Consider the following 11,358-nt stretch of genomic DNA (forward strand, 5'->3'; position numbering starts at 1 on the left):
AAGGCCTCTTTCGCAGCTACATGAACGCGAAGCGTACAGGCCATCTCGGCAATCGTTGGTGTAACGGCTAGAATGGCGGGCTTGACCCCATGGACGCAACCCAAAGTGGGCGGCGGAATTCGACGATGAAAAGCGACGCAAAGCGCAACCAGCAGGGCATGGGGACGCGGGCCATCCACGCCGGCCAGCACCCTGATCCGAGCACCGGCGCCATCATGACGCCGATCTATGCCACCTCCACGTACGTCCAGCGGAGCCCGGGCAAACACAAGGGCTACGAGTACTCGCGCACGCAGAACCCCACCCGCATGGCCTACGAGCGTTGCGTGGCGGATCTGGAAGGCGGCGTAGCCGGCTTCGCGTTCGGCTCCGGCATGGCGGCCGCCGCGACCGTGCTGGATCTGCTCGATTCGGGCAGCCACGTCATCGCGATGGATGATCTCTACGGCGGCAGCTACCGCCTGTTCGAACGCGTGCGCCGCCGGTCCGCCGGGCTCGACTTCAGCTTTGTCGACCTCAACGATGCCGCCGCGCTGAAAGCCGCACTGAAGCCCAACACCCGCATGATCTGGGCCGAAACGCCGACCAACCCCACGCTCAAGCTGGTCGATCTGGCCAAGGTGGCCGCGTTCGCCAAAAAGCATGGCCTGATCCTCGTGGTCGACAACACGTTCTGCTCGCCGATGGTCCAGCGGCCGCTGGAATACGGTGCGGACCTGGTGCTGCATTCGGCCACCAAGTACATCAACGGCCATTCCGACATGGTGGGTGGCATCGTGGTGGCGGGCAGCGACGAGTTGGCCGAAAGAATGGCGTTCCTGCAGAACTCGGTGGGCGCCATCGCCGGCCCGTTCGACGCCTTCCTCGCAATGCGCGGCCTGAAGACCCTGCATCTGCGCATGAAAGCGCACTGCCAGAACGCGCTGGAACTGGCCAAGTGGCTGGGAAAGCACCCCGCCGTCGAGCGCGTGATCTACCCCGGCCTCAAAAGCCATCCGCAACACGCGCTGGCCAAGCGCCAGATGCACGGCTTCGGCGGCATCGTCACGATCGAGTTGAAGGGCGGCCTCAAGGCGGCGCGCCGCATGCTGGAACGCTGCGAACTGTTCGCCCTGGCCGAATCGCTGGGCGGCGTCGAAAGCCTGATCGAACACCCCGCCATCATGACGCACGCTTCGGTGCCGGCGGCCAACCGCAAGCGCCTGGGTATCAGCGACGGGCTGGTGCGGTTGTCGGTGGGGGTTGAGGACTTAGATGATCTGCATCGTGAACTGTTGCATGCACTTAACACCAGCGAACGGTGACACTCGTGCGTGAAGATCAAGGTCCGTTTTCCGAGCTCATCGAAAATTGGTTTCTGCTCAAGCGTCTAATAGCACGTGACATCAAGGCGCGGTATCAAGGTTCGATGTTCGGTACGCTGTGGGCGTTCGGCACTCCGCTACTGTTGCTTTTCGCCTATTGGTTCGTACTTGGGGTAATGCTCCAGGCAAAGTGGGGGGCGGTCCCTTCTAAGCTGTATCCCGTCATACTTTTTTCTGGGTTGATCGTCCATTTATTCGGTGCGGACGTCCTGGGCCGGGCACCCATGCTGATCATCGAAAACGGAACCTACGTCAAAAAAGTGGTGTTTCCGCTGGCGACGCTTCAATGGATGGCTGTGGCGACCGCTGCATTCCACCTACTAATAAACCTGCTGATCCTGTTGGCCGGGCAGCTCTTGATTGCTGGCCATCTACCAGCGACTTGGCCCTTGATCATCGTGGTGATTGTGCCTTTGTTGCCGTTATTGCTCGGATTGTCATGGTTCCTGTCTTCAATAGGAACGTTTTTGCGCGACGTGCAACAGGTCATTCCGCTTTTACTGACATTGATGATGTTTCTTAGTCCTATATTCTTCCCGATGGAATTGGTGCCTGAGCGGTATCGCTATTTGATGTACATCAATCCGCTAACACTCATCATTGTGCAGGTACGCGTGGTGGCGATCGAAGGAAGTTGGCCGGACTTTACTGCGCTCAGTATTTATGCGGTGTGTTCGGTAATTTTCATGTATGCGGGGTACTGGTGGTTCTGCCGCACCAGGAAGGGATTCGCCGATGTCATCTGACGATCCTATTATGACTATAACCGCGATATCGAAGAGTTATCTGCTATTCGAAAAGCCATCGCATCGCCTGTGGCAGATGATTTTTCGTGGAAAGCGGCGCTTCTTCAAGGAACATGAAGTGCTGCGCGATATCAGTTTCGAAGTACCCCGGGGACAAACCTTGGGGCTTGTTGGCCGAAACGGAGCGGGTAAGTCGACTTTACTCAGCATCCTGTGCAAGACGCTCACGCCTACATCAGGAAGTGTCCGAGTACGGGGGAAGGTGGCGGCTTTGCTGGAGTTGGGGGCCGGGTTCAACCCTGAATTGACCGGCCGCGAGAATATCGACCTGTGCGCTCAGATCTATGGTTTGTCTCCGGAAGAGGTCGAATCGCGGCGCGGGATGATCATCGAATTCGCCGACATCGGTGAATATATCGATCGGCCAGTGAAAACGTACTCGAGCGGCATGTTTACCCGGCTCGGTTTTTCGGTAGTGGCAAATGTCGATGCCGATATTTTAATTGTGGACGAGGCGCTGGCAGTTGGAGATGCCTATTTCGTGCAGAAATGCATGCGTTACCTGCATCGTTTCCGCACAGATGGTGGCACCCTCATATTTGTCAGCCACGACATGGGCTCAGTGACGGCCTTGTGCGACCGAGTGATCTGGCTGAAGAATGGCGTCATTGCGATGGACGACATCCCGAAGGCCGTTGCGGGAGCTTATCTGGCGGATTTGTATCGAGCGGAGGAAAAGGAGGCCGATGTGGGTGTTGCTGCCATATCCCACGAAGGGGGGGCAGATGGCCTCGACGACGATGCAGTCGTAGATCCGCGTACCGATCTCGTGAATGGGTCCAGTCTGCGCAACGACATCGAGGTCTTCCGTTTCAGCCAAGGACATGATTTCGGAGCCGCTGGTGTGGTATTCGAGCATGCCGCGTTTGTCGACGCCTCCGGACACAAGCTGGGCTGGCTGGTCGGCGGGGAAATAGTTCGACTGAGATTGAGATTGCGTACGCTAAAGCCCGTCCAGTCGTTGATAGTCGGTTTTGTGGTCAAGGACAAGCAAGGTCAACCATTGTTTGGCGACAACACCTTTCTTCAGTACGTGGATCGGCCAGTGTCTGCGGCTGCGGGGGTCAGTGTGCGGGCCTTCTTTGAATTCCGGATGCCGATCCTGCCGCTCGGCGATTATGCGGTCAGCCTAGCCGTGGCCGACGGCACACAGAGCGATCACGCCATGCACCAGTGGATACACGACGCGCTGATTCTGAGCAGCAGATCGACCAGCATATCCACCGGATTGGTAGGTATCCCGATGCGCAGGATCGAATGTGCCATCATTTCGGCAGAAGCGCCATGAGTATCGGAGTCGTGCATCGCAGCAACAACTTTGATGCGGTACGCATTATCGCTGCGCTGGTGGTGATTTTCGGTCACGCGCATCCGCTGTCGGCGCATCCGGACGATGCGATTCTCGGCAATGCGGTCCAGAGCGTCGCAGTGAAGATATTCTTTGTGGTCAGTGGCTTCCTGGTGGCCCGAAGTTGGGAGTCAGACCCCCATCCGGGGCGCTACCTAATGCGCCGCGGGTTACGCCTGCTGCCAGGTCTGGCACTGGTGCTGTTGCTGACGACGGTCGTGCTCGGCCCGATCTTTACGACCTTGCCGGTGCCCGCCTACTTCGGCCACGGCGGCACATGGCGCTACTTCGTCTACAACATGGTCCTGTATCCGATATACAGCCTACCGGGCGTGTTTGCGGACAACATCTATCCCAATGCGGTCAACGGATCGCTCTGGAGCCTCCCGGCTGAAGTTTCAATGTACCTGTTGTTGCCGGTGGTTTTCCTGACCACGGTGATTGACCGCTCACGCCGGCTTTTGATCCTTACGACGTGCACGCTGGCGCTGCTTTCCCTACTCTATCTGTCGCGCTCCCCGGCCGATCAGCAAATTGTCTTCTGGGGCACTGGTTCGCGTTCCGTTGCCGACGTGGGCCCTTACTTTTTCATTGGCGCGATGTATTCGGCAACTTCCATGAAGCGCTGGCTGAGTGCGCCGGTGTCGATCCTGCTGGTGGGCATACTGGCATTGTTCCAAACACCCGATTATCTGCTGCAGCAGGTCGGCCTGATGGTCGTGCTTCCCTACGCGGTGCTGTCCTTTGCCTCGGAGCCGATACCGGTGATCAGCAGGATGGGCCGGTTTGGCGATCCGTCCTATGGCGTGTACCTCTATGGTTTTCCGGTGCAGCAGGCGCTGTTCCACCTTGGTGGACCGGCAATGGGGCCACTCGACAATGCAATCATTGCGACGATCATCACCCTGCTGCTTGGCTATGCATCCTGGCACCTGCTGGAAAAGCGGGCGCTGGCGTTCAAACCGTCCAGAAAGAAACCCGTTCTGAAAAGCCCTTGCAAGGAATTACCCCAGTCATGAAAGACTGCATCTTGTTGACCGGCGGTGCCGGTTTCATCGGCAGCGCGCTGTCGCATCTCATCACGGGCCTTGGTGCCCTGCCGGTCGTCGCCATCGATTCGCTGCACCCGCAGGTTCATGCGCGGGGCATTCGTCCTCCCGAGCTGCACGACGATGTTCGCCTAATCGTGGCCGACATTTGCGAGCCGACGACGTGGATCTCGTTCCTCGCGGAATGGAGGCCCAGCATCGTAGTTCATCTCGCGGCGGAGACCGGAACCGGGCAGTCCTTGAGCGAAGCGAGTCGGCATACGCATGTCAACGTTACCGGAACAGCGCGCATGCTTGATGCCTTTGCCGCGGTGGGTCATGTGCCGCAGCGTTTCGTGCTGAGCAGCAGTAGAGCCGTGTATGGCGAGGGTATATGGGTTAAGGCGGATGGAACCCGGGTGAGTCCAGGGCAGCGCTCCAAGGCCATGCTTGACGCCGGCCAGTGGGATTTCGTCAATTCAACGGCGTTGCCATTCGTGGCGGACTCCACGCCGGCCAATCCGACCAGCATCTATGGTGCAACCAAGCTGGCCCAGGAGCAGATTATCCGCTCTTGGGCACTCAGCTTCGGTTCGGAGATCGCCATTTTGCGATTGCAGAACGTGTATGGCCCCGGCCAGTCGCTGGACAATCCTTATACCGGCATCGTTTCACTGTTCTCGCGCCTGGCACGGGCCGGCAAGAGCATTCCTCTATATGAGGATGGTTTGATGCGGCGTGATTTCATTTTCATTTCCGATGTGGCGCGCGCCCTGCGCGCGGCGATTTACGAACGGCAGGCGGCGGGACAGATTCACGACATTGGCTACGGCAAGCCGACCACGATTGCGGATGTCGCCAGCCTGATAGCGGCACATTACGCTGCTCCGGCACCGCATGTGTGCGGGAAATACCGCAACGGTGACGTGCGCCATGCCGGTTGTGAGGTGACGCGTGCGAGGGCGATCGGCTGGCAGCCGGAGGTCGAATTGGCCGATGGCATAAGTCAGCTGTGTGAGTGGATTGACCAGCGTCTGGAGAATGTGTGATGGCCGAGCTTTCAACTGCCCCGTTTCTGGGGACGCTTCGCGTTCATTCGGTGCTTTATGGCAATGAGCCATCGCGTATCGACCAAGCGATCGCACATCTCGAACGTGCTGCCGACATAGCCATAGCTGGTGGCGTGTTCAGCGAAATCTCGCTGGTCTACGGTGACTGTTCGCCAACATCGGAGTTGGAACCGGCTGTCGTTGCCTACGCCAGGCCGGGCAGCGCCCTGCATGGCGTGGAATACCGGTATTTCGATGCCAACCTCGGTTCGGCCCAGGGCCACAACCGGTTGCTCGAGGACCTTGTGGATGACTACGTTTTGATCATGAATCCGGACATCATGATGGCACCCAATGCGCTGGTCGAGTTGGCGAAGTCGTTTGTCGATGCCCGAGCAGGCATGGTGGAAGCGAAGCAGCTGCCCATCGAACATCCCAAGGAATATGACCTTGTCAGCGGCGAGACGTCTTGGGCAGCCACCGCGTGCACGATGATTCCAACATCCCTGATTCGGGAATTGGGCGGATTTGATCATGAAACATTTTTTCTCTACTGCGATGACGTCGATTTTTCATGGCGTGTGCGTCTCGCTGGCAAGAAGGTGATCTATCGGCCTAGCGCAGCGGCGTTTCACGACAAGCGTCTGGGTGCCAAGGGCAAATGGGTTGCTGGTGCTGCCGAGAAATATTATTCGGCGGAAGCGGCATTGATGCTTGCCTACAAGTACCACAGGGAAGATATCGTGGCCGATGTTCTCAAGTATTTTCGAATCACGAATGATGAAACTTTGCTTGCTGCAGCGAAACAATTCGAAACAAGGCGCGAGACAGGAAAGCTTCCAATGCAGATCGATCCAAGCCACAAGGTTGCAGTTTTTCAGGATGGCGCATACGCCCCGCACCGGTTCGTGATGTGATGGATCAATACGACAACGCGTATGCCGAGGACAACGTCTACGGTCACGTCGCAGATCTCGTGGCCCGATTTGGGCCGCAGCCGGGCAGCATTTTTCTGGACTTCGGTTGTGGTTACGGCCGGCTGGCCGAAGTATTGCGCGACCGCTATCAGCTGCATTACATCGGACTCGATATCAACGAACCGGGTCTGCTGTCGCTGAAAGAACGGGGGTTCGACACTATGTTCGTGGACCTGCGGGATCCTGACGCGGCGCTGTCGCTGATCGATCAGTATCTCCCGCAGGCGTCACGCGTTGGGGCACTATGCATCATCGATACTCTGGAACATATCGCCGAACCGATGAAAGCCTTGCTCATGTTGCGCAACATCGCGCAGCGACATGGTGCGCCGCTGATCATCTCGGTGCCCAACGTGACGCATCGGGACATTGGCTTCAAGCTGGCGATGGGAATGTTCGATTACACCGAATCGGGCCTGCTGGATTACACCCATCTGCAGTACTTTACGGAACAGCGCGTGACGGAAATGATGGTTTCCTCAGGTTGGTACGAGGTGCACAAGAAGGACGTGCTTTTGTCGAAAAGCGACCAGTACTTTCCGCGGGAACATGCCATTCTCAGCGAGAACGCGCCGTTGCATCAATTGGTCGCGCGTCTTAGATCGCAGGTGGATCATACCGCCCAGATCAACCAGTTCGTTCGCGCCTTCCTGCCGGGGCCGCAGGCCGCCACTACGCTGCAAGTGCCGCTGCTGCGGGAACGCGAGCCGGAGCGGCCATTCCTTACGGTGGTGACGAGGACCCAGGGAAGGCGTATCGCGACTCTCCGCGAGACGCTGTTGTGCCTGTCTGCCCAAACCTGCCAGGACTTCGAGGTTTGCATTATCGGGCATGATCTTGACCTGGAGAGCCAGCTGGTTGTTGAGCGGCTGATTGCCGACCTGCACGGGTCGATGCGGGACAGGGTGCGTCTGGTTCGTGTGTATAACGGCAGCCGAGCCACGCCGCTGAATGCCGGTTTCGAAAACGCGCGTGGGCATTATGTCGCGGTTCTTGATGACGATGATCTCGTTTTCGGCAACTGGGTCGAAACTTTCCGCGAGCTAGCCGAAACGCATGCCGGGCAGTTGTTGAGGTTGGTCGCGGTGGCACAACACTGGGACAAGGTGACGCCTGCCCACAGCATGGTGGCGTCGCGAGCCACGGGGCCCATGCAGGCGCTGTATCCGGAGGATTTCGACTTGGTGGCGCACATAGTCGAAAACCGCAGCCCACTACATTCGCTTGCGTTCCCTCGATCGGTATTCAGCGACCTGAAATTTCGCTTTGACGATCACCTGACAACAGCGGAAGACTGGGATTTCATTATTCGAGTGGCACCCTTGACAGGTGTGGCGACTTCCAAAAATGTCGGCTGCATTTACCGCTTGTGGAAAACCGAGGAGACTTCCTCCACAGTGCACAACGAGCTCGAATGGCGGGCCAACTACTTCTATACGTTGCGCAAAATCGACAAAACGCCGTTGTTGATGCCGCCGGGTTCGGTCATGCGCATTCGAAATATGTACGAGGAGTTGAAACGCCTGCAGGCAGACGGCGCAGCGCTGAGCCACCAGCCACAGGCGTGGCTGCCCGGCCCGGATTCGGGCCCAGACAGCGAATATATGGAGGCTCTGCGCCATCGCTATCATGAACTCGTTCACTCAACATCGTGGAAGCTGACTGGTCCGCTTCGCAGTTTCGTGTGCTTTATCAAACGTCGTCGCCGCGCTAAGGAAGAGAAGATTTGGTTGCTCAGTATTTCTGACTTGGAATACTTGATTCGGAGCATTGAATCATCTTCATCATGGCGAAAGACTCGCTGGCTACGTGAGCTCAGTAGGGTGTTTCGCGGTTGACTGATGAGTCCACTTGTTGTCGAGGCCGGTTGCTGGCTTTGTTCCATAATTCCAATGAGGCGTTTAGTTATTCTCAGGCGTTTTGCCGTGCTACCTCGGCCTCACGGACGGGGTTTTGCCAGGTATCGCAAATGTAGAAGGTGAGGGAATTGAAAATACGCGTCGATGTCTTTCTAACAATATTTCTTCTTGCGCTTCCTGTATTTGTCACCTATACGTGGCAGCTGCTTGCATTGGCGTCCTGGAGTAATTGGGAATTCATTCAAGGTATTCTTTTTGCAGTTGCATTGTGCTCACTGCTCACCGCGCTATCTCAGTGGCGTTTGTTCGGCTCGCAGACGTGGATGTTTTGTGTATTGTCATATGTCTTGTGGCTAATTTTGGTTTTTAGTGAAGGTATTTCCTATTATCTACAGGCGGACACCTTTAACGATCGGTTTTTCGGTAATTTAGACCCGAAAAACCTTGTGACGAGCCTGCATGCCTTCCCCGTGGTGATGGGGGGTGGGTTGGTTGTTTTAGTCCTGCTGTCCGGTATGTCTGGGATGGCGTTCTATCGCCTTGGTAGGAGGGGTAAATCGGATATAGTTCGAATTCCAGCTACGATTAAAGGTGGCGTTGTAGGAGCGCTACTGGTACTTATGGTCGCAGTTGAGTCCGCGCCACATAGATTAGTAAATTATGTTGCGAACTACAGAAATTCATTTGTAGTTGCTGACTCGCCGGCCGCTGAGGCCGTTTATGCACAGATCAATGATCAGCCAGTCAGCCGGTCGCGGTTGCGAGCCGCGCCTGGACGCAACGTGGTGTGGATATACATGGAGTCGTTGGAGCGGATTTATACAGATAACCAAATTTTTCCAGGATTAACCCCCAACCTTAATCGATTACGAAGCCAAGGATTGGACTTTACTGGTATGGAGAGCTTTCCTGGCGCAACGTACACCATCGCGGGCATGTTCGCTTCTCAGTGTGGTGCTCCGCTCATCACAAGCCCGTTCTCAGCGTTCGATGCTGGATCAGGCAACAATAATAGCGAAGATTCATTTCAACCTGACCTCGTTTGCTTTGGCGATGTGCTTCATGCTGCTGGCTATCAACAGGTCTTCATGGGAGGGGCTCCTATAAGCTTTTCCAGCAAAGGATTGTTCTACAAGTTGCACGGATATGATCAGGCGCTTGGCAAAAATGAGCTGGAGGCTGATTATCAGGGGAAACTACCTAAAAGCGGGTGGGGACTTTATGATAGTGACCTATTTGATCTCGCCATTAAGCAGTATAAAGCGTTGGAGAAGGCGGGAAAGCCGTTCAATTTAACCGTGATTACGCTGGATACCCATCCGCCGCATGGCCGACCATCGGCGAATTGTGTGCCTTATGCAGAAAGTCCCAATAGCGTTTTGCAGGCGACCTACTGTAGTGATAGTTTGATCGCAAGGTTTATTAAGGAATTATCGAATGAGCCGAAGTTTAGAGATACCGTTGTCGTTTTGATGAGCGATCATTTAGAGATGGCGAATGACGCGGACCCGCTTTATCCCAAAAGCTATCACAGGCGGCCGCTTTTTTTTGTTCTGAATGCTGGAGAAGGTGAGCGCAAGACAAAGATCTACCATATGGATGTGGCTCCTACGGTATTAGGTCTCATGGGCGTGCGAACCAATGCTTCGTTCATCGCGGGCGCCGATAGAAGTGCGGTTGGAAGTTCCGATAGTGCGCTCACGCCTGACCAAGTGACCTATGCGGTCCTGAGGAAAATATTATGGTCGAGTTCAAGTGGCCTGACAATTTGTGATGACGATTCGTTACTTACCTGGGCAGCCGATAATATGTTCCGTTTGGGCGGCCGGGATTTGAAAATGCAAGAGCGGGGATCGATGGCGGTTGCGCTTGACAGCGATCAAGCCCTGACCTTCTTTGTCACTGCGAAACACGCAAGCGCGTTGATTGCGAAGGATGCTGACGTTGATAAGTTACTCGCAGAGCGTGGTGACGCTAGCGCACTGCTAATTCGACCATTGGTGTCGGCTCAGAAAGATGGGCTATTTTCGATCGACTGGGTGGGACGCAATGGGGCGAAGGCGCACATTGCCACAGTGCCACGTTTGCTGGGGGTTTCAATCCGGTCGCCGCAATGCAGGCAATTGATCGAACGGGTCGATGCTGAGAAGGCCGAGAAGGAATTCGACTTCAGCAAGGAGTTCAGTGTATCCACGGCGCCTCGTACGCCGGAGCTAAGTTCGCTGCCAGCAGTCATTGAATTCAATAGCAATAGGGATCTGCAGCCATATCGCACGGAAGTGAATTGGAATCCGCCCGAGCCTTGGGGTAGCTGGACGTTGAGAGAGGCAGCTTTTTTAGGGTTTTCCCTGCCGCGCGCACAGTGTCAACGCGCCGAGTTGGAGTTCACAGTACAGCCTTATTTGACCGCGTCGAGACCTGTTCTAAACGTAGGTTTGATAGTTAACGGTAATCGTGTTGCAGATTGGACGTTCGACCGTAGTCAGCCAGCTGTTCAGACTATCAAGGTACCCGTAGTTACTGATGATGCCGATTGTCGTGTAAATCTGCGCTTTGACTACAGTCGTCCAGGTTCCACACCTCCTCCCTATCCTGTCGGAGAGAATCAGACTGAACTGCAGCTCTACTTTAGGTCGCTGCGCGTCAATGCCTCAGCTGAAAGTTCGCTGCATTAATGGCTCGGGCAGCTGTGAATGGGTCATCTGTTTGGCGGCTACGGCTGTTTCGATGGGAGCTGTCGATGCAACGTAAGCGTCCGCCCACCACACCTTGCCGCGCGGCAGGCGGCTATGCCAGCGGCAGCAGCGTGTGGAGGTCGCGGTCTTTGGTGGTGGGCAGACGGGTGAGCACGTCGGTAAGCCAGGCGTGGGGTTCGATGCCGTTGGCCTTGGCGGTGGCGATCAGGCTCATGATCGCGGCGGCGCGCT

General features: G+C 56.2%; 9 protein-coding genes. 8 read left to right on the forward strand and 1 reads right to left on the reverse strand.

Annotation, left to right across the window (positions count from 1 at the left end; translation table 11 throughout):
• The first annotated feature begins 125 nt into the window (after positions 1–125).
• The 8 genes from ABD017_RS16245 to ABD017_RS16280 all read left to right on the forward strand — a co-directional run bounded on the left by ABD017_RS16245 (position 126) and on the right by ABD017_RS16280 (position 11,106).
• Positions 126–1,304: a cystathionine gamma-synthase gene (locus tag ABD017_RS16245; RefSeq protein ID WP_343883854.1), complete on the forward strand. Its 1,179-nt coding sequence runs from the start codon at positions 126–128 to the stop codon at positions 1,302–1,304.
• A 5-nt stretch (positions 1,305–1,309) separates the two neighbouring features.
• On the forward strand, positions 1,310–2,110 hold the full coding sequence (locus tag ABD017_RS16250) for an ABC transporter permease (protein ID WP_343883856.1): 801 nt from the start codon (positions 1,310–1,312) through the stop codon (positions 2,108–2,110).
• Positions 2,100–3,458: an ABC transporter ATP-binding protein gene (locus ABD017_RS16255; RefSeq protein ID WP_343883857.1), complete on the forward strand. Its 1,359-nt coding sequence runs from the start codon at positions 2,100–2,102 to the stop codon at positions 3,456–3,458. The genes ABD017_RS16250 and ABD017_RS16255 overlap by 11 nt, the downstream gene beginning before the upstream one ends.
• The gene (locus ABD017_RS16260; protein ID WP_343883858.1) at positions 3,455–4,537 is read left to right on the forward strand and encodes an acyltransferase family protein; all 1,083 of its coding nucleotides are present in this window, start codon (positions 3,455–3,457) and stop codon (positions 4,535–4,537) included. Before ABD017_RS16255 ends, ABD017_RS16260 begins: the two co-directional genes overlap by 4 nt.
• Positions 4,534–5,595: an NAD-dependent epimerase/dehydratase family protein gene (locus ABD017_RS16265; RefSeq protein WP_343883859.1), complete on the forward strand. Its 1,062-nt coding sequence runs from the start codon at positions 4,534–4,536 to the stop codon at positions 5,593–5,595. The genes ABD017_RS16260 and ABD017_RS16265 overlap by 4 nt, the downstream gene beginning before the upstream one ends.
• Positions 5,595–6,512, forward strand: coding sequence for a glycosyltransferase family protein (locus ABD017_RS16270; protein WP_343883860.1), 918 nt, complete (start codon positions 5,595–5,597; stop codon positions 6,510–6,512). Before ABD017_RS16265 ends, ABD017_RS16270 begins: the two co-directional genes overlap by 1 nt.
• On the forward strand, positions 6,512–8,410 hold the full coding sequence (locus ABD017_RS16275; protein ID WP_343883861.1) for a methyltransferase domain-containing protein: 1,899 nt from the start codon (positions 6,512–6,514) through the stop codon (positions 8,408–8,410). The genes ABD017_RS16270 and ABD017_RS16275 overlap by 1 nt, the downstream gene beginning before the upstream one ends.
• A 149-nt stretch (positions 8,411–8,559) precedes the next feature.
• Positions 8,560–11,106 carry a sulfatase-like hydrolase/transferase gene (locus ABD017_RS16280; protein WP_343883862.1) on the forward strand — a complete coding sequence of 849 codons (2,547 nt, stop codon included), beginning with the start codon at positions 8,560–8,562 and terminating at the stop codon, positions 11,104–11,106.
• 112 nt (positions 11,107–11,218) lie between these two features.
• Here the strand turns inward: ABD017_RS16280 and ABD017_RS16285 are convergent.
• Positions 11,219–11,358: transposase domain-containing protein (locus ABD017_RS16285; protein WP_343883866.1), on the reverse strand; the 140-nt coding region annotated here is incomplete at its 5' end.

This window comes from Rhodanobacter caeni, from assembly GCF_039523575.1.
Lineage (GTDB): Bacteria > Pseudomonadota > Gammaproteobacteria > Xanthomonadales > Rhodanobacteraceae > Rhodanobacter > Rhodanobacter caeni.

Coding starts and splice junctions, on each gene's coding strand:
- ABD017_RS16245 (WP_343883854.1), top strand. CDS start 126: ATGAAAAGCGACGCAAAGCGCAACCAGCAGGGCATGGGGACGCGGGCC.
- ABD017_RS16255 (WP_343883857.1), top strand. CDS start 2,100: ATGTCATCTGACGATCCTATTATGACTATAACCGCGATATCGAAGAGT.
- ABD017_RS16260 (WP_343883858.1), top strand. CDS start 3,455: ATGAGTATCGGAGTCGTGCATCGCAGCAACAACTTTGATGCGGTACGC.
- ABD017_RS16265 (WP_343883859.1), top strand. CDS start 4,534: ATGAAAGACTGCATCTTGTTGACCGGCGGTGCCGGTTTCATCGGCAGC.
- ABD017_RS16270 (WP_343883860.1), top strand. CDS start 5,595: ATGGCCGAGCTTTCAACTGCCCCGTTTCTGGGGACGCTTCGCGTTCAT.
- ABD017_RS16275 (WP_343883861.1), top strand. CDS start 6,512: ATGGATCAATACGACAACGCGTATGCCGAGGACAACGTCTACGGTCAC.